At 40.5% G+C, this 24,410-nt stretch carries 20 protein-coding genes, 2 tRNA genes, 3 rRNA genes and 1 riboswitch; of the genes, 10 read left to right on the forward strand and 15 right to left on the reverse strand.

Annotated features, from left to right (window positions below):
* Positions 1–66: 66 nt before the first annotated feature.
* From MTO68_RS19885 to MTO68_RS19910, 6 genes are all read right to left on the reverse strand, one after another.
* Positions 67–570: a DUF2004 domain-containing protein gene (locus MTO68_RS19885; protein WP_239044874.1), complete on the reverse strand. Its 504-nt coding sequence runs from the start codon at positions 568–570 to the stop codon at positions 67–69.
* Positions 571–747: 177 nt separating this feature from the next.
* Positions 748–862 (reverse strand): 5S ribosomal RNA (gene rrf / locus MTO68_RS19890).
* 167 nt (positions 863–1,029) lie between these two features.
* Positions 1,030–3,920 (reverse strand): 23S ribosomal RNA (locus tag MTO68_RS19895).
* Between the two features lie 406 nt (positions 3,921–4,326).
* Positions 4,327–4,402 (reverse strand) — tRNA-Ala (locus tag MTO68_RS19900).
* Positions 4,403–4,446: 44 nt separating this feature from the next.
* Positions 4,447–4,523: transfer RNA gene (locus tag MTO68_RS19905), tRNA-Ile, on the reverse strand.
* 59 nt (positions 4,524–4,582) lie between these two features.
* Positions 4,583–6,121: ribosomal RNA gene (locus MTO68_RS19910) — 16S ribosomal RNA — on the reverse strand.
* The 16S, 23S and 5S rRNA genes sit together here with 2 tRNA genes alongside, the layout of an rRNA operon.
* 576 nt (positions 6,122–6,697) lie before the next feature.
* Between MTO68_RS19910 and MTO68_RS19915 the strand changes: the two genes are divergently transcribed.
* From MTO68_RS19915 to MTO68_RS19940, 6 genes are all read left to right on the forward strand, one after another.
* Positions 6,698–7,651, forward strand: coding sequence for a VacJ family lipoprotein (locus MTO68_RS19915; RefSeq protein ID WP_004817058.1), 954 nt, complete (start codon positions 6,698–6,700; stop codon positions 7,649–7,651).
* A gap of 123 nt (positions 7,652–7,774) precedes the next feature.
* On the forward strand, positions 7,775–8,743 hold the full coding sequence (gene gigA / locus MTO68_RS19920; protein WP_244014088.1) for an RsbU family protein phosphatase GigA: 969 nt from the start codon (positions 7,775–7,777) through the stop codon (positions 8,741–8,743).
* Positions 8,744–8,856: 113 nt separating this feature from the next.
* Entirely contained in the window at positions 8,857–9,381 is a 525-nt protein-coding gene (gene gigB / locus MTO68_RS19925) for an anti-anti-sigma factor GigB (protein WP_016539397.1), read from the forward strand.
* Positions 9,382–9,413: 32 nt separating this feature from the next.
* The gene (locus tag MTO68_RS19930; RefSeq protein WP_244014090.1) at positions 9,414–10,238 is read left to right on the forward strand and encodes a carbon-nitrogen hydrolase family protein; all 825 of its coding nucleotides are present in this window, start codon (positions 9,414–9,416) and stop codon (positions 10,236–10,238) included.
* Positions 10,239–10,325: 87 nt separating this feature from the next.
* Complete coding sequence (locus MTO68_RS19935) at positions 10,326–10,763, forward strand: MarR family transcriptional regulator (protein ID WP_105714376.1); 438 nt, start codon at positions 10,326–10,328, stop codon at positions 10,761–10,763.
* Between the two features lie 89 nt (positions 10,764–10,852).
* Complete coding sequence (locus tag MTO68_RS19940; protein ID WP_004725989.1) at positions 10,853–11,278, forward strand: organic hydroperoxide resistance protein; 426 nt, start codon at positions 10,853–10,855, stop codon at positions 11,276–11,278.
* A 599-nt stretch (positions 11,279–11,877) separates the two neighbouring features.
* Here MTO68_RS19940 and gspE read toward each other — a convergent pair.
* Positions 11,878–13,365: a type II secretion system ATPase GspE gene (gene gspE / locus MTO68_RS19945; RefSeq protein WP_004725986.1), complete on the reverse strand. Its 1,488-nt coding sequence runs from the start codon at positions 13,363–13,365 to the stop codon at positions 11,878–11,880.
* A gap of 111 nt (positions 13,366–13,476) precedes the next feature.
* Between gspE and MTO68_RS19950 the strand changes: the two genes are divergently transcribed.
* The 4 genes from MTO68_RS19950 to MTO68_RS19965 all read left to right on the forward strand — a co-directional run bounded on the left by MTO68_RS19950 (position 13,477) and on the right by MTO68_RS19965 (position 16,536).
* Positions 13,477–14,298 (forward strand): hypothetical protein, encoded by an 822-nt coding sequence (locus MTO68_RS19950; protein ID WP_004725984.1) that lies wholly within the window; start codon positions 13,477–13,479, stop codon positions 14,296–14,298.
* A 14-nt stretch (positions 14,299–14,312) separates the two neighbouring features.
* Positions 14,313–15,248, forward strand: a complete 936-nt coding sequence (locus MTO68_RS19955; RefSeq protein WP_004725982.1) for a mechanosensitive ion channel family protein — start codon at positions 14,313–14,315, stop codon at positions 15,246–15,248.
* A 143-nt stretch (positions 15,249–15,391) separates the two neighbouring features.
* Entirely contained in the window at positions 15,392–15,832 is a 441-nt protein-coding gene (locus MTO68_RS19960; RefSeq protein WP_034612428.1) for a VOC family protein, read from the forward strand.
* Positions 15,833–15,915: 83 nt separating this feature from the next.
* Entirely contained in the window at positions 15,916–16,536 is a 621-nt protein-coding gene (locus tag MTO68_RS19965) for a rhomboid family intramembrane serine protease (protein WP_209828045.1), read from the forward strand.
* Between the two features lie 183 nt (positions 16,537–16,719).
* Here the strand turns inward: MTO68_RS19965 and ygiD are convergent, their stop codons facing one another.
* The 8 genes from ygiD to MTO68_RS20005 form a co-directional block, all read right to left on the reverse strand.
* On the reverse strand, positions 16,720–17,574 hold the full coding sequence (gene ygiD, locus MTO68_RS19970; RefSeq protein ID WP_227504218.1) for a 4,5-DOPA dioxygenase extradiol: 855 nt from the start codon (positions 17,572–17,574) through the stop codon (positions 16,720–16,722).
* Between the two features lie 316 nt (positions 17,575–17,890).
* Positions 17,891–18,376: a DUF934 domain-containing protein gene (locus tag MTO68_RS19975; RefSeq protein ID WP_056512359.1), complete on the reverse strand. Its 486-nt coding sequence runs from the start codon at positions 18,374–18,376 to the stop codon at positions 17,891–17,893.
* Positions 18,369–20,012: a nitrite/sulfite reductase gene (locus MTO68_RS19980; RefSeq protein ID WP_034612410.1), complete on the reverse strand. Its 1,644-nt coding sequence runs from the start codon at positions 20,010–20,012 to the stop codon at positions 18,369–18,371. Before MTO68_RS19980 ends, MTO68_RS19975 begins: the two co-directional genes overlap by 8 nt.
* A 342-nt stretch (positions 20,013–20,354) precedes the next feature.
* Positions 20,355–20,543 carry a hypothetical protein gene (locus MTO68_RS19985; protein WP_004817043.1) on the reverse strand — a complete coding sequence of 63 codons (189 nt, stop codon included), beginning with the start codon at positions 20,541–20,543 and terminating at the stop codon, positions 20,355–20,357.
* A 200-nt stretch (positions 20,544–20,743) separates the two neighbouring features.
* Entirely contained in the window at positions 20,744–21,277 is a 534-nt protein-coding gene (locus tag MTO68_RS19990) for a DUF1543 domain-containing protein (RefSeq protein ID WP_244014091.1), read from the reverse strand.
* Positions 21,278–21,286: 9 nt separating this feature from the next.
* Entirely contained in the window at positions 21,287–22,006 is a 720-nt protein-coding gene (locus MTO68_RS19995; RefSeq protein WP_004817041.1) for a type II CAAX endopeptidase family protein, read from the reverse strand.
* 152 nt (positions 22,007–22,158) lie between these two features.
* On the reverse strand, positions 22,159–23,400 hold the full coding sequence (trpB, locus tag MTO68_RS20000; protein WP_004725964.1) for a tryptophan synthase subunit beta: 1,242 nt from the start codon (positions 23,398–23,400) through the stop codon (positions 22,159–22,161).
* The gene (locus MTO68_RS20005) at positions 23,384–24,034 is read right to left on the reverse strand and encodes a phosphoribosylanthranilate isomerase (RefSeq protein WP_004725962.1); all 651 of its coding nucleotides are present in this window, start codon (positions 24,032–24,034) and stop codon (positions 23,384–23,386) included. The genes trpB and MTO68_RS20005 overlap by 17 nt, the downstream gene beginning before the upstream one ends.
* Positions 24,035–24,176: 142 nt before the next feature.
* Positions 24,177–24,385: riboswitch (cobalamin riboswitch) on the forward strand.
* Positions 24,386–24,410 lie beyond the last annotated feature (25 nt).

Consider the following 24,410-nt stretch of genomic DNA (forward strand, 5'->3'; position numbering starts at 1 on the left):
TTTTATACCTACATTGTTTTAGAATCTATAGACTTCTAAATACAGCTGCTTCACTTTACTGCATCGTTAGCTTTCCCAACTTAAATGATCCAAATTACCGTGATCATCTGTTTTAACGACGATTAACTGATCAGTTAAGTCTCTATTTGTAGTGTAATCAAAGACAGCAAAATACGATGTATCATACTTTCCATCTGGATAAAGCCCAACTCTTGTTAAATATAATTTGGTTAAAAACTGCTGTGCTTTATCTATTGGATTAGAAATCCCAATTTTTTCTAAGAAATCCTCGCCTAATTCTTCAATATGAAAATCCACATATTCTTTAACAGTCCCTTCCTTTTCATTTTCAAAATCTTGTTGAATATAATCTTGGTTTTTTTGATCAAATTTTTCTATATTTTCAATAAAAGACTTAACTCGTTGAAAAGTTTCTACATCCAAAGTGTTCGCTTCAAAATTTAAATCAACTTGAACGGCTTTGCCATTAAGCTCAAGATCAACTTGGTAATATTCTTCTAGTGATTCTAATTGCAGTGTTCCAAAATGCGGCAAGGTGTATTCTGGCATTTTTTATATTCCTATATTTTTTACATATTAGATAAAGCAATTAATTTATCATTTAATGATAAAAAATTCTTGGTCTAGATTTTATATTTATGTCTTTAAAAATAATAAAACACTTAAAATAATACACATAAAAAAACACCCCGCTCTCGTTAGAGACCGGGGTGTTTTAGATTTAAAAGCTGGCGATGACTTACTCTCACATGGGTAACCCCACACTACCATCAGCGCTAAGAGGTTTCACTTCTGAGTTCGGGAAGGGATCAGGTGGTTCACTCTTGCTATTGTCGCCAGCAAACTGTTATGGACTTGTTCGGGTCTTATTTAAATGCCTTACTTCGTACCAAATGAGTTTAACAGAACATTTGAGTTGAATAGTTTAACTAGCTTTACAACTAAATCAAGTATGTTTGATCTTTTATGAATCAAATGATGCTTCATATACAACTGCTTGGGTGTTGTATAGTCAAGCCTCACGAGCAATTAGTATTGGTCAGCTTCATGCGTCACCGCACTTCCACATCCAACCTATCAACGTCGTAGTCTTCAACGGCTCTTTAGAGGACATAAAGTCCTAGGGAAATCTTATCTTGAGGTAGGCTTCCCGCTTAGATGCTTTCAGCGGTTATCCCTTCCGAACATAGCTACCCGGCGATGCGACTGGCGTCACAACCGGTACACCAGAGGTTCGTCCACTCTGGTCCTCTCGTACTAGGAGCAGATCCTCTCAAATTTCCAACGCCCACGGTAGATAGGGACCGAACTGTCTCACGACGTTCTAAACCCAGCTCGCGTACCTCTTTAAATGGCGAACAGCCATACCCTTGGGACCTGCTTCAGCCCCAGGATGAGATGAGCCGACATCGAGGTGCCAAACACCGCCGTCGATATGAACTCTTGGGCGGTATCAGCCTGTTATCCCCAGAGTACCTTTTATCCGTTGAGCGATGGCCCTTCCATACAGAACCACCGGATCACTAAGACCTACTTTCGTACCTGCTCGACTTGTGGGTCTCGCAGTTAAGCGCGCTTTTGCCTTTATACTCTACGCGTGATTTCCGACCACGCTGAGCGCACCTTCGTACTCCTCCGTTACTCTTTAGGAGGAGACCGCCCCAGTCAAACTACCCACCAGACATGGTCCTCGTCCCGGATAACGGGACAGAGTTAGAACCTCAATATTACCAGGGTGGTATTTCAAGGATGGCTCCATAGCAACTGGCGTCACTACTTCAAAGCCTCCCACCTATCCTACACAAGTAAGATCAAAGTTCAATGTCAAGCTGCAGTAAAGGTTCACGGGGTCTTTCCGTCTAGCCGCGGGTACACCGCATCTTCACGGCGATTTCGATTTCACTGAGCCTCTGCTGGAGACAGCGCCCCCATCATTATGCCATTCGTGCAGGTCGGAACTTACCCGACAAGGAATTTCGCTACCTTAGGACCGTTATAGTTACGGCCGCCGTTTACTGGGGCTTCGATCAAGAGCTTCGCTTACGCTAACCCCATCAATTAACCTTCCAGCACCGGGCAGGCATCACACCCTATACGTCCACTTTCGTGTTTGCAGAGTGCTATGTTTTTAATAAACAGTTGCAGGGGCCTGGTTTCTGTGGCTGCCAATAGCTCAAGGAGCAAGTCCTATCACCGTCAGCAGCGTACCTTCTCCCGAAGTTACGGTACCATTTTGCCTAGTTCCTTCAGCAGAGTTCTCTCAAGCGCTTTGGTCTACTCGACCTGACCACCTGTGTCGGTTTAGGGTACGATTCCTGTGTAACTGAAGCTTAGAGACTTTTCCTGGAAGCATAGTATCAGCCACTTCGCTAGTAAACTAGCTTGCTATCAGCTCTCAGCATAGAGCACCCCGGATTTGCCTAAGATGCATGCCTACTGCCTTTCACCTGGACAACCAACGCCAGGCTGACTTAACTTTCTCCGTCCTCTCATCGCATTACACAGAAGTATTGGAATATTAACCAATTTCCCATCGACTACGCCTCTCGGCCTCGCCTTAGGGGTCGACTCACCCAGCCCCGATTAACGTTGGACTGGAACCCTTGGTCTTTCAGCGAACGGGTTTTTCACCCGTTTTGTCGTTACTCACGTCAGCATTCGCACTTCTGATACCTCCAGCATACTTCTCAATACACCTTCATCGGCTTACAGAACGCTCCCCTACCACGTATACATAGTATACATCCGCAGCTTCGGCATATAGTTTTAGCCCCGTTACATCTTCCGCGCAGGCCGACTCGACTAGTGAGCTATTACGCTTTCTTTAAAGGGTGGCTGCTTCTAAGCCAACCTCCTAGCTGTCTATGCCTTCCCACATCGTTTCCCACTTAACTATAATTTGGGGGCCTTAGCTGGCGGTCTGGATTGTTTTCCTCTTGACTACGGACGTTAGCACCCGCAGTCTGTCTCCCGGATAGTACTCATAGGTATTCGGAGTTTGCATCGGTTTGGTAAGTCGGGATGACCCCCTAGCCGAAACAGTGCTCTACCCCCTATGGTATTCGTCCGAGGCGCTACCTAAATAGCTTTCGGGGAGAACCAGCTATCACCGAGTTTGATTAGCCTTTCACCCCTATCCACAAGTCATCCCCTGGCTTTTCAACGACAGTGGGTTCGGTCCTCCAGTTAGTGTTACCCAACCTTCAACCTGCTCATGGATAGATCACCCGGTTTCGGGTCTATACCCAGCAACTAAACGCCCTATTAAGACTCGATTTCTCTACGGCTCCCCTATGCGGTTAACCTTGCTACTGAATATAAGTCGCTGACCCATTATACAAAAGGTACGCAGTCACCAAACAAGTTGGCTCCCACTGCTTGTATGCATGCGGTTTCAGGATCTATTTCACTCCCCTCACAGGGGTTCTTTTCGCCTTTCCCTCACGGTACTGGTTCACTATCGGTCAGTCAGGAGTATTTAGCCTTGGAGGATGGTCCCCCCATATTCAGACAAGGTTTCACGTGCCTCGCCCTACTCGTCATCATTATATGTGCCCTTTCGTGTACGGGACTATCACCCTCTACGGTAGCACTTCCCAGAGCTTTCCGCTAAAACACATATAACTTAATGGGCTGATCCCCGTTCGCTCGCCGCTACTGAGGGAATCTCAATTGATTTCTTTTCCTAAGGGTACTGAGATGTTTCACTTCCCCTCGTTCGCCTCGCATGACTATGTATTCATCATGCGATACCTACCTTATGGTAAGTGGGTTTCCCCATTCAGAAATCTCCGGATCACAGGATATTTGCCGCCTCCCCGAAGCTTATCGCAGGCTATTACGTCTTTCATCGCCTCTGACTGCCAAGGCATCCACCACATGCACTTAATTACTTGACTATACAACCCCAAACAGTCGTTAATCCCTACAAGGAGGATCAACAATGTGAACTTAATCACTTCTATTTGTTGCCTGTGAACTTAATCACCATACAGCTTCAATTTAATTCATATACCAAAACGCTTGATTCAGTTTTATCGCTAGTGCTCATTTCATTCAACATTAACAATTACTTGCTAACATCAACTAAAACGAGTTTAAACAATTATTTCAACTCAAATATATTCTGTTAATGATTCACTACCGCCTCGTCAGCGAGTAGTCAACTGTGATAAATCACAGAGATTATCAACTGGTGCGTATACTACGCCATCCATTTGTTAATCTCTAGGATCTAATCAACTATATGCTTATTTCTTAACTTATCTTACGTCTATTTGAACATTTTAAGTTCAATGTAAGTGATGGTGGAGACTAACGGAGTCGAACCGTTGACCTCCTGCGTGCAAAGCAGGCGCTCTACCAACTAAGCTAAGTCCCCAGCTTAAGATCTTAATATATCTGCTCTTCTGTGTTCAGTAGACTTGGTGGGTCTGACAAGACTTGAACTTGTGACCCCACGCTTATCAAGCGTGTGCTCTAACCAACTGAGCTACAGACCCTCAGATACATCAATGAAGAACAACTTGTTGTGGATTCTTACCAATCGTCAATCTTTCGTTAAGGAGGTGATCCAGCCGCAGGTTCCCCTACGGCTACCTTGTTACGACTTCACCCCAGTCATCGGCCACACCGTGGTAAGCGTCCTCCTTACGGTTAGACTACCTACTTCTGGTGCAACAAACTCCCATGGTGTGACGGGCGGTGTGTACAAGGCCCGGGAACGTATTCACCGCGGCATTCTGATCCGCGATTACTAGCGATTCCGACTTCATGGAGTCGAGTTGCAGACTCCAATCCGGACTACGATCGGCTTTTTGAGATTAGCATCCTATCGCTAGGTAGCAACCCTTTGTACCGACCATTGTAGCACGTGTGTAGCCCTGGTCGTAAGGGCCATGATGACTTGACGTCGTCCCCGCCTTCCTCCAGTTTGTCACTGGCAGTATCCTTAAAGTTCCCACCCGAAGTGCTGGCAAATAAGGAAAAGGGTTGCGCTCGTTGCGGGACTTAACCCAACATCTCACGACACGAGCTGACGACAGCCATGCAGCACCTGTATGTAAGTTCCCGAAGGCACCAATCCATCTCTGGAAAGTTCTTACTATGTCAAGACCAGGTAAGGTTCTTCGCGTTGCATCGAATTAAACCACATGCTCCACCGCTTGTGCGGGCCCCCGTCAATTCATTTGAGTTTTAGTCTTGCGACCGTACTCCCCAGGCGGTCTACTTATCGCGTTAGCTGCGCCACTAAAGCCTCAAAGGCCCCAACGGCTAGTAGACATCGTTTACGGCATGGACTACCAGGGTATCTAATCCTGTTTGCTCCCCATGCTTTCGTACCTCAGCGTCAGTATTAGGCCAGATGGCTGCCTTCGCCATCGGTATTCCTCCAGATCTCTACGCATTTCACCGCTACACCTGGAATTCTACCATCCTCTCCCATACTCTAGCTTCCCAGTATCGAATGCAATTCCCAAGTTAAGCTCGGGGATTTCACATCCGACTTAAAAAGCCGCCTACGCACGCTTTACGCCCAGTAAATCCGATTAACGCTCGCACCCTCTGTATTACCGCGGCTGCTGGCACAGAGTTAGCCGGTGCTTATTCTGCGAGTAACGTCCACTCTTCTTGGGTATTAACCAAGAGAGCCTCCTCCTCGCTTAAAGTGCTTTACAACCATAAGGCCTTCTTCACACACGCGGCATGGCTGGATCAGGGTTCCCCCCATTGTCCAATATTCCCCACTGCTGCCTCCCGTAGGAGTCTGGGCCGTGTCTCAGTCCCAGTGTGGCGGATCATCCTCTCAGACCCGCTACAGATCGTCGCCTTGGTAGGCCTTTACCCCACCAACTAGCTAATCCGACTTAGGCTCATCTATTAACGCAAGGTCACAAGTGATCCCCTGCTTTCCCCCGTAGGGCGTATGCGGTATTAGCATCCCTTTCGAGATGTTGTCCCCCATTAATAGGCAGATTCCTAAGTATTACTCACCCGTCCGCCGCTAGGTCAATTACCGAAGCAATCTCCCCCGCTCGACTTGCATGTGTTAAGCCTGCCGCCAGCGTTCAATCTGAGCCATGATCAAACTCTTCAGTTAAAAATCATTAGTGACTTAAGGTCACAATTCTGGCTCATCAATGTACTGACAAATTCTCTCAAATAAACTTCGAGTAATTTAAACCAATCAATCAATGATAATATTTCGATCAATCAATCAGTAAAAATCCACACAAGTTGTTCTTCATATTCTCTTAATGATCTTCTCAATGCTTCGTCAGCATCAAGCTAGGTCGGCTATACTACTCTCTATCTCTAAAAAGTCAATCAATAATGTTAATTATTTTTTCTAACAAACCCAACCCTAATCTCATCTTAAAATCTCAATTCGAAATCTTAACAACTTAATCAAGTGCCTGATTTATCAGAAGTTTTATTTAACATCACCGCCGATGGATGTGCATTCTACAGCATTCCTTACCCAACACAACCCCTTTTTTTAATTATTTTAATTGTTCGAACAAATAATGTTCGTTTATCATATTTATTCACACTTTTTAATCAAATTTGCTTTAATACATATGCAATAACTACTGTTAGAATACGATTATGAAGTCTTTAATATAGCTATATCGTTATCGACTACTTTTACTTTAAGAATATTTCAAGGAATTCTATGCGTCCTTATCATGTACTTTGGGCTTGTTTACTTAGCATTGGTCTGACTAGCCATGTATTTGCTCAAGACGAATTATCTGCTCAAGAGAATTCGGACAATGCTGTTTCTACAAACTCTGATTCAGATGATAAGTCGTCTCAAGAGAATTCTTCAGCACTAGAAAACGAAGCAGCTTCTAAACACCCAAGAATTGAAGCCCTTAGAGAGCTTAAAAACATCACAAAAAATGACTTAAAAGTGAATGCCAATGCAGCGCAACCAGATGCTGTAAAAGATCCACTACAACCATTGAACCGTGAAATTTATGCGTTTAATGACATGATCGACCGTAATGTTGCTCGACCTATTGCTGTTCAGTACAAAGCAAAAGTGCCTGGTGATGTACGTTCTTCATATAGTTTATTTCGTAAAAACCTGAGTGAACCATGGAATGCAGTCAACCAACTTGCTCAAGGGCGCTTTAGTCGTGCAGCCAAGTCTCTAGGTCGTTTTACCATTAACACTGTCAGCTCTTTAGGTTTAGCTGATCCTGCAACTCGCTTAGGTTTAGCAACTGAAGAAGAAAGCTTGGGTACCACATTAGGTTACTACGGTATTCCAAGTGGCCCTTATGTCATGCTGCCTATCTTAGGACCAAGCACACTTCGTCACTCAGTTGATTATGTTGCTGAAGGTTATGCCAATCCGCTTACCTATCCAATGGATAACAATCATCAAACAGGTTTAATCTGGGGTAATCGTGCTTTAGGTGGGATTAATACCCGTTCTAAACTTCTAGATGTTGAAAGTGTATTGCAAGGTGATCGTTACTCAGCAATTCGCGATATCTATTTACAACGTTTAGCATTCCAAATTGCTGAGAAAAAAGGCCGTGGACAGGAAGCTGTCGCATTTGTAGATGATGATGAGGACGACAGCAATCATCCTACTGATACAAACGCAGACAAATAACCACAATATTTTGTTAAACTTATTTGCTAGTAATTCATATGGTTTTACTAGCATTGTGGTGTCATCTATAGTAAATCTACTGGATAATGCTTTTATACCGATTAAGGATCATTCATTTCTTCTATGTATTTCATTCAACCCAGTCGCCAAATTTCAAGCTTAGAACAAGTATTAGATACGCTTCCTAGCTTGCAGATGATTACCATTGAAGACATTCATCGTTATGATCCAACAATTATTGCAATTGCAGACGTCCACGATTTTTTACAATACCAATGGGCTTTGCCTACCATTGTCATTGCACAAGAAAATGAAGGAAGCGAACTTTCTCAAGCATGGGAACTTGGCGCTCTTGCTGGTTGGATCTGGACCAAGCTTCCAGCCAATCTTGAAGATTCTTTATTAAAAATTGATGCGCAATATAAACGTAATCAAGATAGCCGTGATTTACCATCTGCCGCAGAACTACAAAAGAAACTTCTTCCAAATCCAATTGAACTACAAAACTATAAAGTTGAGACGCTTTTCCAGCCTTCTGCGTATTTGTCTGGTGACTGGTATGACTACTGGAAAATCAGTGATAAAGAGATCATGTTCTATTTGGCTGATGTATCGGGTCATGGGGTAACCAGCTCCTTACTGACATCTTGGATGGCTGCCTTTCATGGTCGCTCGAAAACACCAAGGGAGTTGATTAAAAAACTCAATGGTATGCTGGTTCAAGAAAATATTGAAAAACATATCACGATGTTAGCTGGAATTCTAAATCTAGAAACACATGCTTTAAAATGGTCAAGTGCGGGGCATTACCCTCCCCCCATCATTTTTGAGCCCAACCAAGCCCCTCGTGTCTTAAATACCAGCAGTTTTCCTTTAGGACTCACAGAAGATTTAGAGGTTGAAGAATTCCAATGTACCTTAACCAAGCATGCGCGGTTCATTATTTGTTCTGATGGTGCCCTTGAACCATTCTCAGGTGGTTTGAATGAACAGTTCTCACAATTGGTCTATCATTTGCAAAATCAATCATTCCTCGCACCAGAACATGTAGCAGATGACATTGCAATCCTCAGTCTCCGCAGAATGAATTAACAATATAATCAAATACATATAATAAATTAGACTAATAACCTATACGCAAACGCTTGAGTATAGACTTGCGCTATGTGATAATTTTCCTATCCTTCTCTGCAAATGGCATTTATATGTCAACAGGTCATGTTGAATATGCAAGCTTGAATGGAACGCATATTTTCAAACTTATTGGTGAAGTGCGAGCCCAATCTTGTATTAGTTTAGACAAACTTTTGGCAAGGATTGAACAACAGAAAAACGTCATTGGCGCAATTGTTGATTTAACCCAAACCACATTTATTGATAGTACAGTTCTTGGAATACTTGCCAAGCTTGGCTTAAAGTTGAAACAAGTACACCACATCCAAGCGGTGATGCTGTCCACAAATCCAGATATTACCACTCTAGCCAATAGCATGGGCTTAGGGCAGGTTTTTGTCATTTTAAATTACTGTGGTGACCCTCAAGTGTGCACCAATGCTTTGATTGACGATAATGTTAATCACAGCACAATGCTGTGTACCGTTCTCGATGCACACAAAACATTAATGAAGCTCAATGAAAACAACCAAAATATGTTCGAGCCATTAGTTAAACAACTTGAAAAGCAGCAAGATACAATGGAATGTGTGTCTTCAAACCAGCAAAACGCTTAATAATTTCAAAATTGCTTTATCAAGGATAGCCCATGACTTTACTTTCCGTTGTTCAAATGAACTCTCAAAATGACATTGAAGCAAACTTCAGTGTGATTGAGTCGTTGATACAACAAAGTAAAGCTGATGGTGCGTCTTTGATTGTGTTTCCTGAAAACTTTGTCTGCTTTGCCGCAGGTAAACAACGGGAAACTGCTGCACGTTTTGAAGAAATTCAAAAACGTCTAGAAAACTTAGCACATCATTATCAAATATGGATTGTTGCAGGGACATTACCTTGCCCTTTCCGTCCAGATGGTTCAATTATTGCAGACGGTCGAGTTCGTACTGTCAGCCTATGTATCAGTCCAGAAGGCACTGAAGCACGTTATGACAAAATTCACTTGTTTGATGTACAAGTGGGTGATGCTGTTGGTGGGTATCAAGAATCTCAGTTTTTTGAACCAGGCAGTGATGTTGTTGTCGCGAAAACACCTTTTGGACAAATTGGTTTGATGGTTTGCTACGACTTACGCTTTCCAGAATTTGCACTCACGTTGAGAGCGCAAGGTGCAAATATTTTGACTGCACCAGCTGCATTTACCTATACCACAGGTCAAATGCATTGGCAGTTATTACTTCAAGCACGTGCGATGGACAGCCAATGCCATGTTTTAGGTGCAGCACAACAAGGTTGGCATGGTGAAAAACGTCAAACTTGGGGACATGCTGGCGCAACCAATAGTCGTGGGCAGATTTTAGCGATTACAGATGCAGAAGGCGCGCAATTGATGACGGTTCCTTTTGATTTGAATGAGCAGCGCTCAATCCGTGAATCAATGCCTTTAATGCAACATCGCAAATTGATGTCATTCTAAGCCTGTATTGCCATTAATGACTTTTATTTCCTGAACGAGACAAAACAACGTTATACTTGTGAGGCGTAATATCTTCACGAGACAAGCATGCAACAAGACTATTCAAACTTAAATCTTGATCATCAACTCTGCTTTCTTGTTTACTCTACAAACTTAGCATTAAATCAACTTTATCGTAAATTACTCACACCACTCGGACTGACCTATCCACAGTATTTAGTTATGTTAGTGCTTTGGGAAAAAGATGGTCTAACTGTGTCTGAAATTGGTGAAAAACTCTTTTTAGAATCATCTACCCTGACCCCCTTACTCAAAAAATTACAAAGTAATGGTATTGTTAACCGCGAACGTTCTACGAAAGATGAACGTCAAGTGATTATTAGCCTCACTGCTCAGGGCCATGCGCTAAAATTAAAAGCCGTGGATATTCCATTACAAGTTGCTCAAGCCAGTGCCTGTGATTTAGACAGCATTACTCAATTGAAAGATCTTCTTTCAAATTTACGCGAAAACATTTCAAAATAAAGTTATCAAATTTTACACAAACGCTACTTGTTTAAATATTTATATCGTATACGATATAATTGAACGCAATCAAAAATGGATGGTTTCCGATGTCTTTAGAAAAAGTGGTTTATACAGCACATGCAAAAGCAACTGGCGGTCGTGATGGTCGTGCAACATCATCAGACGGAATTTTAGATGTTAAATTAGCAGTGCCTAAAGAAATGGGTGGTGCTGGTGGTGGTACCAATCCTGAACAACTTTTTGCAGCAGGTTATTCTGCTTGCTTCCTTGGTGCGATGAAGTTTGTTGCGAATCGTGATCATTTAAAAATTACCCCTGATGTTTTTATCGAAGGTGATGTTGGTATTGGTCCAATCGCTACTGGTTTTGGTATTCAAGTGACTTTAAATATTCATTTAGAAGGTTTAGAGCAAGAAGAAGCACAGAAGTTAGTAGATGCTGCACATATTGTTTGCCCATATTCAAATGCGACTCGTGGCAATATTGATGTGACATTAAATGTGATTGTTTAATGTTATGATTAACCCTACCTAAAAATAAGTTATTTTTAGGTAGGGTTAATGCTTACTTTTATTTTTCTGGTTGACTTTTTATGTACTGGGCAGAACTAAAAAATAAAATATATTATTGCGATGGTACTCTGAGAAACCTTTATATATTCGATACTAATATTGACGACCTAAAAAAATGGACTGTCTTTGTAAATAAAAATTATAAAATCAAATGGTTTAACCAGCAGACACAAAAGAATGAGAATCAAATTAATTTTGAAGTCCTTCAAGAGTGCTTGAATGACACCCACAATCTATGTTCACATGTAAATCTCTATTTAGATAACATTCAAATCAATAATTATTTGTTCTTAGTAGACAAAATTGAAAATGATATTAATCCAGAAGAAATTAATTCGCTACAAGATCATTAAAAAACCATTAACTACATGATTAATATTTCGAATTTAATAAATAAGCAGATTATTTTAACACCTGAGAATCAACCAGAAATCATACTTATAAAAGTAACTAAAGGCTCTATAGAATTTATAGCTTAAATTATAAAGCCTAAAGCATACTCTGAGAAAAATTTAAAAAGATAGACAAATAGTTTTCAGTTACTCAGCCGCTTCATTGGTAACACGTAAAACTTCTTCCATTGTGGTTTTACCCGCCAATACTTTACGTAAACCATCATCTCGAATTGAACCTGCATCTTTACGTGCATATTCTTCAAGCTCATATTCTGCTGCATTACCATGAATCAAACGGCGCATCTGCTCATCAATCGGTACAATTTCATAAATCGCAGTACGTCCTGTAAAGCCGGTATGGGAACAAAAATCACAACCATTCGGCACAGGCAGTTTTAAATTCGATTCTAAACTCACAGGTTTAAACACATCTTTTTCGAAATCATCTGCTTCACGCCACGTATGACAATGAGAACACAATGTCCGAACTAAACGCTGGGCAATCACCCCAATCAATGAACTGGATAATAAGAAGGGTTCAATCCCCATATCTTTTAAACGGGTCACAGCACCAATTGCCGTATTGGTATGTAGTGTAGACAAAACCAAGTGACCTGTTAAAGACGCTTGAACTGCGATTTCAGCCGTTTCCAAATCACGAATCTCACCCACCATCACCACATCTGGATCTTGACGAAGCATGGCTTTTAACGCACGGGCAAAGGTCATATCCACTTTGGTATTCACTTGAGTCTGCCCAATCCCTTCAAGTTGATACTCAATTGGATCTTCAGCAGTGAGGATATTTTTAGAACCATCATTCAAATCAGAAAGCGCGGCATACAAAGTCGTGGTTTTACCGGAACCTGTAGGGCCAGTGACTAGAATAATGCCATGTGGACGATGAACCAATTGGGTTAAACGCTCATAGTCAGGCTTCATTAAACCCAAATGAGTCATGTTGAGTCGACCCGCTTGTTTATCCAACAAACGCATAACAACACGTTCACCATGCGATGATGGCAAGGTTGAAACACGGACATCGACTTCACGTCCTGCAAGACGTAAAGAAATACGACCATCTTGTGGAATACGTTTTTCAGCAATATCGAGTTTTGCCATAACCTTAATACGCGATACCAACAATGGCGCAAGTTCACGGCGAGGCTGTACGATTTCACGCAATTGCCCATCTACCCGTAAGCGAACAGATAATTTCTTTTCAAAAGCTTCAATATGAATATCAGAAGCCCCGACTCGAATCGCTTCAGACAATAAAGCATTGATGAGTCGCACGATTGGAGCATCATCTTCCTGATCCATTAGATCTTCAGTTTCAGGAATCTGATCGGCCAGACTCAATAGATCAGGGTGATCTTCAAGACCAGCGGCAACCTGTTGCGATTCGCCCGTTTCACCAGCATAGCTTGAACTGAGCATGTGATTAAACTCAGTTTCATTACATAATTGATGTTGTGCTGTACGACCGAGATAGCGGCGGGCTTCCTGAATCGCAATTTGTGCGGTATCCTGACGGCGAACAATAAAAACTTGATCACCTTCATAACGCAACAGCACTCCATGCCGTTTTGCAAAACTATATGGTATTTGTAATTGTTTGAGAACTTGCATTACAACTTATATTAATGATTTAAATTGCTTTGAGTGTACTCTATGCTCATGACAGCGTGAAGTCTGTTTGTTAAAGATTTGATGATGATTTTATGAATGGGATAAACACTTTTGTCTAAGAAGAAAGAACATCTGGAACCAGAACTCCCTGATTTAAAGTGGTGGGGAGAACAACTGTTTGAATTGAACCAATCCAAAGCATGGCAATTTGGTTCTATGATGATGCGCATTACTCGTGGTTTACAAGAATGGCGCTTGGAATATTATCGTCCAAAATTCCAATATGACTATGAACAGCAATGGCATAAAATCCATGATGTAAACTTTGGTTTTCCTGAACCTGTACATGTTGAACGCTATATGTTTCGCGAGACCCATAAAGCATTTCAACTTATGCCCCGTTTAGCCGATCGCTCTGTGGTGATTCGTCCTGTCGATCCAATTTATATCCCAGCAGGCCAACGCGGCACACTCTATATCAGTACACCACTGTGGATTTCAGGTTTTGTGCAAGCCCAAAAAGAACCCTTATTTGATATTCCTGTAATTTTACCTAAGGATACATGGTTTGGCCCTGATCACCGCACAGGTGAAATGTGTTATGCCACCTCAGTCGACGGTCGTACCGAATTAAATTTATTACGTCCACGTGCCTTTCGTGCAGTAACACCGATTGATTTCCACAATGTCAGTAGCCATCAGCTTCGATTTGACCGTATGAATGTACCTGTTCCTGCACTGCCTTTATTTTATAGTGAAAGTACAGGTCGTTTATGGACATCACAAATCAAGGTTGTTTATGAAGGCAATGACCGCCCTGCCCGTGTAAGAATTGAAAATCGTACACCACCTTTGGCCGGCGAAGTAATTTATGTACATCCGCCACGCTCACCAGGCGGCGCTTTGTTCAATATGTTTGATTCATTTTTCTAAGGGATGAGGTAAAAATGGCTGAATCCAATATTCCCAAAGACATTGCCAATAGCCTAAAAGGCATCTTTACCAATGTAAATGTCGACCGCTTAAGTGAAATTGCTGTTGCTCTGATCCTCTGCTTTGTGGGTTTTGTACTGGCACGTGTTATTTCCAATACTTTTATCCGTACCATCGGTGCGCGCTTTAATGCGCATCAACGATTGGTTTGGCGTAGAGGTATTTTTTATTTTATTTTCTTACTGTTTGTGATTGCCAGCTTAAAAGAAGCGGGCTTTAAACTCAGCGTATTTTTAGGCGCAGCAGGGATTTTAACTGTTGCATTGGGTTTTGCCTCACAAACTTCTGCATCAAATTTAATCAGTGGTTTATTTTTAATTGGCGAAGGTTCATTCGAAGTTGGCGATACAATTCAAATCACCCTGATTCGTGGACATACCATTGAAGGTGAAGTGATTTCGATTGACTTACTTTCAGTGAAACTTTTGACCATGGACAATGTCTATGTGCGCCTCCCCAATGAGCAATTGATTCGCGCTCCTGTACATAACCTATCAAAATTCCCGATACGGCGATTGTCGATCACAGTTGCAATTAACTTCAATGAAAATATCAATAAAGTGCGTGAAGTTTTAATTGATGTTGCCAACGACTACCCGTTGGTTTTAGCAGATCCTAAACCGCGTGTGACTGTTTCAGCCTTTGGAGAATCCTCCATTGAAATTTTATTTGCGCTGTGGTGCATGCAAGCAAACTACTTACAAGTTAAAGATGAAATTCATGAGTTAATCCGCAATCGTTTTGTGGAAAATCAGATTGAAATCCCTGTACCAAAAATTGGCTTTGTAGATCGTCCAAATCCAAATGAAGTTCTTCAAAATGAAGATATTGACGGTTACGCCAATAAACAGGATTTAAAATTAGAGCAACAACAAGATAAACAGCTTTAAGCAGATCAAAGCGATAATCTAGAAAACAAGCGTCCCTCATTTATGATTGAGGGATTTTTATTTTCAATTACAAAATATTCATCAAGTTTTAAACCGTGAGCTGATAAATTAATCACTTCAAAACAACAAAATGGACAATCACAATGCAACTCAATCACTATTTAAACTTTGAAGGCCAGACCGAAGCTGCTTTTAATTTTTATAAATCTGTTTTTGGCGGTGAATTTTCATTTTTAAAACGCTATTCCGAACTGCCCGATGTCCAAGTGCCAGATCAAGAGAAAAACTATATTTTACATGTTTCTCTGCCGATTAATGAATTTACTGTATTGATGGGTTCAGACACCAGCGAGCAGTTCTGTGCACCTAATAGTGCGCCATTTAGCAAAGGCACCAACCATTATATTTCGATCAACTTAGAAGCTCACGAAGCGAATGAAGCTCAGCGATTATTTACAGCACTCTCTGCCAATGGTCATATTGAAATGGCACTAGAACCTACATTTTGGGGTGCTTTATATGGTGCTTTCACCGATCAGTTTGGTATTCGCTGGATGGTGAACTGCCAACTGAATGAAGGATAATGAATAGAATATTGCGATAGCCTATTGATTGACAATGATATAGGTTATATTGCTATTACGATAACAACGTCATTTATAACAATATGATCACTGGTCTTACCCATACCCTTCTGATTATTTTAATCACACTTGCGATTTCTTTTATTGCTTGGCAACAACGCAATGTAATGAATCGTTTAATTTTCAATGTTTCAGCGATTAAGCATGGTCAATATGATCGCTTTTTAACCCATGGTTTTATCCATAAAGATGGTATGCATTTATTTTTCAATATGTTTACCTTGTATTTCTTTGGGCGAAATGTTGAATGGTTTTTCCGTGGTTACTTAAGCGGTATGGGCTTTGTCTTATTTTATTGTAGCGCCATCATCATTGCTGCGATTCCCAGCTATTTGCATAATCGAACCCTAAATTCCTATCGAAGTTTAGGGGCTTCGGGTGCAGTCAATGCAGTATTATTTAGTGCGATTCTGTTTAACCCTTGGAGCATGATTTATATCTATATTTTACCTGTACCCGCAATTATTTTTGGGACAATTTATTTATGCTATAGCCTGTATGCAATCCGTTCAGGACATTCGCCATTAATCGATCACCGCGCGCATATTACTGGTGCAATCTATGGTTTCTTATTTCCTTTACTATTAGAACCATCATTAGCTACAGCATTCTTCTATAAATTTATTAATTCACCGTTATTCTAAATTTCATATGGATTCATTGATGTCTAAACTGCTCTGTAAGAAAGTAAGACATCAATATTTGAAAATTGCGTAATGATCTTGCAAGAATTCTATCTTGAGAGAATAAATATGACTAACTCAATTTCACCAATACTATAAAAGCTGAATCCTTAGCCCCAACTTTTATATTCTTAACATTTGACATTAATGTTGATCAAGTCGAAATGAGGTCATGGTTAATGAACCAGCGACGGCTTGATCATTAAAAATATGTAACTCATCTTTCTCTTCCTGCAAACCTAAGGCATATAACATCGGGTAATAATGATCAGGTGTGGGAATCGACAATAAAAACTCAGCACCTTGTTTTTGCCAATCAATTAAAGCTTGATGGTTATGTGTCGCTAAGAAATTTTTCATCTTTGCATCAGCCTCTAAAGCCCAATCATAACCATAATGGTCATCAAATTTATCAAAGGCAATTTTGCTTAGGTTATGTACGAGATTACCACTAGCAACAATCAATACCCCTTTACGACGTAACTGCGCCAATTGTTTAGCCAAGTCATAATGATATTGTGCACCTTGACTATAGTCGACACTCAGTTGAACAACAGGAATATTGGCTTGTGGAAATACATGACATAACACCCCCCATGTTCCGTGATCTAATCCCCAACTATGATCATGATGAACTTCTATACTGTGAATTGCTTCAGTTGTTGCCTCAACCAAAGCTTTATTTCCAGTAGCAGGATATTGCACATCAAACAATGCTTGAGGGAAACGACCAAAATCATGAATAGTTTTCGGTTGTTGCATTGCAGTGACGGCTGTACCACCTTGGGTAAGCCAATGTGCAGAAATACATAAAATTGCTGTCGGTTGTGTGCTCATTTCAGCGCCAATACGATTCCATGAACGAGTAAAATCATTGGTTTGAATTGCATTCATGGGTGAGCCATGACCCAAAAATAGTACAGGCATGACTTCAGTATTGGGTAAAGTTGCGTTCCAGCCTTTGAGTAGAGATAAGTCACCCATTGTTTGATTTAACATTTCATCCACCATGAATCATCTTTATTTGATTATGTGGTGTTTAATGCTGTAGATATATAGACTTTTCCAGCCTACAACATTGCAAAAATGCAACGATGAAATTTTGTAGATGCTTTTAAGTAGAGAAAGTTTTACTACCTAATGATGTTATGTTGAATTAATGTTGATTTGGGCACGATACAAATAAAGCCGAATACCAATTTATATCGTTGAAATCATATTCACAATAAGCAATGGCTACACCAGCTTTAACTTGAGAACAATAAAAAGCCGAACTTTCGTTCGGCTTTCATTTCAAAATCAGTACTTAAAACAATCAAGCACCTGTTTGATAATGCGCTTTTGGTACAGCTGTAGATGCTTGGTAAGGGTGAGTAAAATCACCTAAACCTGCTGCTGCCTCATGGATATCTTTACCTTCTTTTACAACAAAAGTATCGAAACCAGAACGCTTCATATAGTTCAAGACATCTTTAAATACATCGCCTGTTGCACGAAGATCGCCTGTATAGCCTTGGCGACGTAACAACGCAGCAAATGAATAACCACGACCATCATTAAAACCAGCAAAATCAATAAAGATCGCATCTAACTGATCTAATGGAAACGCATTGGTTTCAGGTGAAGCATCTACGGTAAGAAATAGTGCTTTTTTCCCCGTCACATTCGCAAGCTGGTCCAACTGCTCAACAGTCAACAACACATCACCTTGTGGCAATACACCATCTTCAGCAATGATTTGATAGGTATTGTCTGCAACAGTGCCATCTTTAGAGAGGACTTGAAGTGCGGTATTAAGCATATGCGCGCTCCTTAAAAGGTTGAATACCCACTCGACGATAAGTTTCAATAAATTCTTCACCCTCGTTACGAAGATCAAGATAAGTATTTAAAATTTCATCAATAATGTCAGGTACAGATTCTGCTGCAAATGATGGTCCTAAAATATCACCAATTGAAGCGTCATGGTCTGCATTTCCACCTAAGGTAATTTGATAGAATTCAGCACCTTTTTTGTCCACACCCAAAATACCGATGTTGCCGACATGGTGATGACCACAAGCATTCATACAACCTGAAATGTTTAAGTCGATATGACCCAAATTATAGACTGTATCTAAATCATCAAAACGGCGTGTAATGGCTTCAGAAATTGGAATAGATTTCGCATTTGCCAATGAACAGAAGTCACCACCTGGGCAGCAAATGATATCGGTAATAAAACCAATATGTGCACGAGCAAGATTATTCTTTTCAAGGGTTTGCCACAATTCAAATAAATCTTTCTGTGGTACATCAACCAATGAAATATTTTGTTCGTGTGTGGTCCGTAATTCACCAAATGTATATTTGTCTGCAAGATCTGCAATCAAATTCATTTCTTCAACAGTCATATCACCTGGTGCAATACCCGCACGTTTTAGTGAAATAGTAACAATACGATAGCCTGCAACTTTATGTGCATTGGTATTGATATTGAACCACTGTTTAAACTTTGGATACTCAGCAAATAGGCCACTGAAATCTTCATCTACATAATTTTGATAATCAAACGGCATAAACTCTTCGTCTAATTTTTGCAAAATTTCAGGTTGAACTTTCAAAGTTTTAATTGTTTCAGCAAATTCAGCTTCAACTTTTTCAGCAAAAACTTGTGGTGTTAATGCTTTAACCAAAATTTTAATACGAGCTTTATATTTATTGTCACGGCGACCATGCAAGTTATAAACACGCAGAACCGCTTCTAAATAAGCAATTAAATCTTCACGTGGCAACCACTCACGAATCATAGAACCGATGATAGGTGTACGGCCTAGACCACCACCCACTTTGATTTTATAACCCAACTCACCCGCTTCATTACGAGTTAAATACACCCCAATGTCATGGAATGAAGTTGCTGCACGATCAATTTCTTCAAGTGCGGAAACTGCAATTTTGAACTTACGTGGTAAAAATGCAAACTCAGGATGGAATGTAGACCACTGACGAATCAATTCACACGTTGGGCGTGGATCTGCAATTTCCCCAGCAACAACACCAGCATATTGGTCAGTTGTGGTATTACGGATACAGTTTCCTGAAGTTTGAATCGCATGCATCTGAACAGAAGCTAAACCTTCTAGCATATCAGGCACATTTTCTAGCGCAGGCCAGTTAAACTGAATGTTCTGACGTGTCGAAACGTGTGCATAACCACGGTCATATTCTTTGGCCAACTCTGAAACTTTACGTAATTGTTTAGAGTTCATTAAACCGTAAGGTACAGCAATACGTAGCATTGGCGCATAACGCTGTACGTATAAACCATTTTGTAATCGTAATGGACGATACTCATCTTCAGTGAGTTTTCCAGCTAAATAACGTTCCGTTTGATCACGGAATTGTGCAACACGTTCATTGATCAGTTGCTGATCGAAATCAGTATATAAATACATGGCGTACAGCTAGTAGTTTCATTATAACGATGCACAATATAACGAGTATTGATCTATCAAAGAAATGCTTTTTTTCCATATTTTATAGCGGTTTTATTGATAAGCATTGTGCAAAGATCGAATTGGCAATGCTTTACGGGCAAAGCATGCTTTTATTACGTTATGGATGTTTTTCTTCATTGCTTATCTTTATTTTAGATAATAAAAAAGAGCATATCGAATATGCCCTCTCTTTGATCACAGCTGTCATCCCAATACTAAACTTATTCAACCCTGTAGCTTATTTAGCTTATACAGGATTGATTAAGATCAATGCCCAAAGCTGAGTTTACCGATTTTGAATTAATCCTCTGGTTTCTGCTGCTCATCACTATTTTCTAATTTATCTTCGGCAATTTTTGCGGCTTCATAACCTGCAAATGCGCCAGCTGCTTTTTCTAGAAAGCCAGCATCAGGGTCTAACTTATCGACACTTTGCTCAGCAATCACTGCACCTGCAATTTTACCTAACTCGTCTAATAAACCGCTCATTGATCACACTCCGCAGTGTTTTGTTTGAGTTTTTAGTCTATGCAAACTTGTTGAAAACATTGCGAAGATTCTGTTGTTTCAATGACTAGGTTATGAGAGAGCAATGCAATGATTGATCTCAATTTTTTAAAATTAAGATCCGCTTAATCTTTTAAGGCTGCAATACAGCGCCCTTTTTAAGCAGATCAAGCGATGACAACTCAGATGGACAAATAGGTATTCTCCCAAACACTTTGGTCAAGCTCTGCATGAAAATCAGCATTCAAATCTACTTCAACCAATTGCACATAACGGCCATATACCTGATCTATCGCCAGACAATCATCGACCTCTAAAACTCGATCGGTATGTGGTTTTTGCCAATGCCCTGCAAAATACTGTTTACCCTTGGCTTTCGCTTCAATCGCATCTTGAGCAACAATCAGGATATAGCGGTGTAACTCACCAAACTCATTTGCATCATAGCCGCCTAAATTAATCAGCCAAAGCTTCTGATCTGATGCATTCGGTTGCGCATCAGTAAAATGTATTTGATATTTCTTATTTTCAAACACTAAAGTATTTAATTTTTGCCATGCGTCGATGTGTAAACCCTGTTGCTCACCAAACCATGCATTTTTTAATTGAGGATAAACCTCTTCAAGCGAATCGCCTACGGCAAGAACCACATCATGAACTTCAACATTGGCACGTGCATGACGGCCACCCAACATAACGATAAATAAACTAGACATATTCAGTCACTAAGTTAATGTTTGAACAAGTTTTAATAATAAAATCCCACCCACAGATAATACGGCATTGTTCAAAAAATGAATGAGTAATACATGCCAAATATTGCGTGTCCACAAATAGATCAGATTTAAAAATAAACCTGCACTCATAAAGCTGATTGTTGCGATTAAATTTCCATCAAAATTATGATAATGGATCAAACCAAATAATATAGAGTTCAATATAATCAGTACAATGCGCCATAGCCACGGTTGGATAAATAACTTTTGCAATAAAGTATAGCGAAACACAATATCTTCTAAAAGCGCAGTAAATAGCGGACCCAAGCTAATGATCAACAGACTGAGAAAAGGAATATGTTCAGGGTCAATCAGGTCTTTTTCTTGTGTACTCGGCTCTAGAGGTAAAAGCTGACGTGTCAGTGAGATCACCACTTGTAACACGATTGCACCAACCACCACCAAGACACTTGAGCGCCAAAAGGCCTGTTTATACTTTTGCCAATGCGTAAGCAACATATCCTTATATAAGTAGCACACTAAAATAAACAGCACGCCTCTTAAAATGGTATCGCCCAGACTAACAGCTATCGAGATTCCAAATATTTTTTCTAAAATAAAGCCATTTAAAATAATTAAAGGGATGATACAAATCGCAAATGTGTCTTTCAATCCCCAGACAATTTTTCCAGGAAAAGGTTCAGCTCGAACCCGTTGTAAAAAATGCATATAAAAAATTAACCGATTATTTTCATTAAATTTTGGGTAATTTAGCTCATGATTTCCATGTGCTTTTTGTAGAGTTTCCCCATGATCCTGTCTAATCCAGGAATAAAAAAGCCTCTATAAAAGAGGCTTTTAAATTAATCGAGTGAGATGAATTACATCTCAACCATTTCAACACCATCAATACGTGCAACAGTCATTAAATCTTTATCACCACGACCCGATACCGTTGCAATAATAATTTGATCCTTCGACATTGTTGGCGCAAGTTTAGTCACATAGGCCATTGCATGTGAACTTTCCAATGCAGGAATAATCCCTTCAATATGAGTCAAATCACGGAAGCCTTGAAGTGCTTCTGTATCATTAATTGGCACATAATTCACACGATGCATGTCTTTTAAGAAACTATGTTCAGGACCTACACCAGGATAATCCAAGCCTGCTGAGATTGAATGTGTTTCAATAATCTGACCTTGCTCATCTGACATTAAATAAGTACGGTTGCCATGTAAAACACCAACATGACCTGCATTTAATGGTGCTGAATGTTTACCTGTTTCAATGCCTAAACCTGCGGCTTCAACACCGTACATTTTGACATCTTGATCATTTAAGAATGGATAGAACAAGCCCATTGCATTTGAACCACCACCGACACATGCAACCAAAGCATCTGGTAAACGACCTGCTTGCTCTTGAATTTGTTTACGTGCTTCACGACCAATAATCGACTGGAAATCACGTACCAATTGAGGATATGGATGTGGACCTGCAACCGTACCAATCACGTAGTAAGTCGAATCTACATTGGTTACCCAATCTCGCATCGCTTCGTTCATGGCATCTTTTAATGTTTTAGAACCACTTTCTACAGGCACAACTGTTGCACCAAGTAAACGCATACGGTAGACATTCATGGCCTGACGTTTTACGTCTTCAGCCCCCATGAATACCACACACTCAAGACCTAAACGCGCGGCAATTGTTGCAGTCGCCACACCATGTTGACCTGCACCCGTTTCCGCAATAATACGTTTTTTGCCAGAAAGCTTCGCAAGTAGCGCCTGACCAATGGTGTTATTGACCTTATGTGAGCCTGTATGATTTAAGTCTTCACGTTTAAGATAAATTTGCGCACCACCCAACTCTTTCGACCATCGCTCAGCATAGTAAAGCGGACTAGGACGTCCGACATAATAAGCGAGATCACGGTCGAATTCTGCCAGAAACTGCGCATCATCTTTCATACGGAAATAGAGTTTCTCTAAATCTTCTAAAGCTGCCATTAAAGTTTCTGACACAAAACGTCCGCCATGGATACCGAAATGCCCGTTTTGATCTGGGAATTGGGTATAGTCAATCACACTATTTTGTTGATTACTTTGCTGATCCACGTTGGACTCCTTGCATAAATCGTTCTACGAGTTGTTGGTCTTTGATACCTTTTGCGGATTCTACGCCTCCGCTGACATCGACTGCATACGCTTGAGTCGTTTGTATAGCGTCTTCAATATTTTCAGGTTTTAAACCACCTGCCAAAATTAAAGCAATATCGAGTTTAGGGAATTGAGACCAGTCAAAACTGTGTCCAGTCCCTCCTTTTAGTTCAGGATGCCATGCATCTAAAAGCATAGCACTCGCGCCAGCCTGTTGGTATTGCTGAATTGTCGTAATAATATCTGAATTTTTTGCATCAGGTTTAATCTGAATCGCTTTGTACCAACGGCGCTTATTATACTGTGCGATCTGCTGACATTGTTGTGCAGTTTCATCACCATGAAACTGAATGATATCCAAAGGCACTTGTTCTAATACTTGTGCAATGTCTTGTGCGCTGGCATTGACAAATAATCCAACAATGTTGATATACGGTGGAATAAGTTGTGCCAATTGCTGAGCCAATTCAATCGTGACATAACGTGGACTAGGTTCATAAAACACAAAACCAATCGCATCCACACCTGCTTGTACAGCAGCTTGAATATCCTGTGGTCGTGTAATCCCACAAATTTTGGCACGGGTACGCATAGCTTTGAACTCGAATTTGTTCAGATCAAACTGATTTTTTCAGTATTTTAAGCAAATCATTGTAAAGCAAATTTATTCACTTGCGTTAAAGTTCTATAGGATTATCTGTTTTACATTGTTTATACACTAAACAAACTTTATACTGCACACAAATGCAACAAGTCTAGCTTAAGGCTTTGGGAAGTTGGTGGAAATCCAACACTGCCCCCGCAACGGTAAAATGAAAATATTATTCTTTAATAAGTCAAAAGACTTACACCACTGCAATGTTTTGTGGGAAGGTGGAATAATCTGAATCGCTTTAGGTTCTATATTTAAGTCCGGATACCAGCTTGTTGTGCCCTTAAACTCAATCATTCACGGGGAGTGAATGTAT

Source organism: Acinetobacter sp. NyZ410 (genome assembly GCF_022828975.1).
Taxonomy (GTDB): domain Bacteria; phylum Pseudomonadota; class Gammaproteobacteria; order Pseudomonadales; family Moraxellaceae; genus Acinetobacter; species Acinetobacter guillouiae.

Excerpts from the sequence above, each read along its gene's own strand:
- MTO68_RS19935 (WP_105714376.1), top strand. The coding sequence starts at position 10,326 with ATGCAACAAGACTATTCAAACTTAAATCTTGATCATCAACTCTGCTTT.
- MTO68_RS19995 (WP_004817041.1), bottom strand. The coding sequence starts at position 22,006 with ATGCATTTTTTACAACGGGTTCGAGCTGAACCTTTTCCTGGAAAAATT.
- gigB (WP_016539397.1), top strand. The coding sequence starts at position 8,857 with ATGTCAACAGGTCATGTTGAATATGCAAGCTTGAATGGAACGCATATT.
- ygiD (WP_227504218.1), bottom strand. The coding sequence starts at position 17,574 with ATGTTAAATCAAACAATGGGTGACTTATCTCTACTCAAAGGCTGGAAC.
- MTO68_RS19990 (WP_244014091.1), bottom strand. The coding sequence starts at position 21,277 with ATGTCTAGTTTATTTATCGTTATGTTGGGTGGCCGTCATGCACGTGCC.
- MTO68_RS19960 (WP_034612428.1), top strand. The coding sequence starts at position 15,392 with ATGCAACTCAATCACTATTTAAACTTTGAAGGCCAGACCGAAGCTGCT.
- MTO68_RS19885 (WP_239044874.1), bottom strand. The coding sequence starts at position 570 with ATGCCAGAATACACCTTGCCGCATTTTGGAACACTGCAATTAGAATCA.
- MTO68_RS19955 (WP_004725982.1), top strand. The coding sequence starts at position 14,313 with ATGGCTGAATCCAATATTCCCAAAGACATTGCCAATAGCCTAAAAGGC.
- gigA (WP_244014088.1), top strand. The coding sequence starts at position 7,775 with ATGTATTTCATTCAACCCAGTCGCCAAATTTCAAGCTTAGAACAAGTA.
- MTO68_RS20005 (WP_004725962.1), bottom strand. The coding sequence starts at position 24,034 with ATGCGTACCCGTGCCAAAATTTGTGGGATTACACGACCACAGGATATT.
- MTO68_RS19985 (WP_004817043.1), bottom strand. The coding sequence starts at position 20,543 with ATGAGCGGTTTATTAGACGAGTTAGGTAAAATTGCAGGTGCAGTGATT.
- MTO68_RS19965 (WP_209828045.1), top strand. The coding sequence starts at position 15,916 with ATGATCACTGGTCTTACCCATACCCTTCTGATTATTTTAATCACACTT.
- gspE (WP_004725986.1), bottom strand. The coding sequence starts at position 13,365 with ATGCAAGTTCTCAAACAATTACAAATACCATATAGTTTTGCAAAACGG.
- MTO68_RS19930 (WP_244014090.1), top strand. The coding sequence starts at position 9,414 with ATGACTTTACTTTCCGTTGTTCAAATGAACTCTCAAAATGACATTGAA.
- MTO68_RS19940 (WP_004725989.1), top strand. The coding sequence starts at position 10,853 with ATGTCTTTAGAAAAAGTGGTTTATACAGCACATGCAAAAGCAACTGGC.
- MTO68_RS19975 (WP_056512359.1), bottom strand. The coding sequence starts at position 18,376 with ATGCTTAATACCGCACTTCAAGTCCTCTCTAAAGATGGCACTGTTGCA.
- MTO68_RS19915 (WP_004817058.1), top strand. The coding sequence starts at position 6,698 with ATGCGTCCTTATCATGTACTTTGGGCTTGTTTACTTAGCATTGGTCTG.
- MTO68_RS19980 (WP_034612410.1), bottom strand. The coding sequence starts at position 20,012 with ATGTATTTATATACTGATTTCGATCAGCAACTGATCAATGAACGTGTT.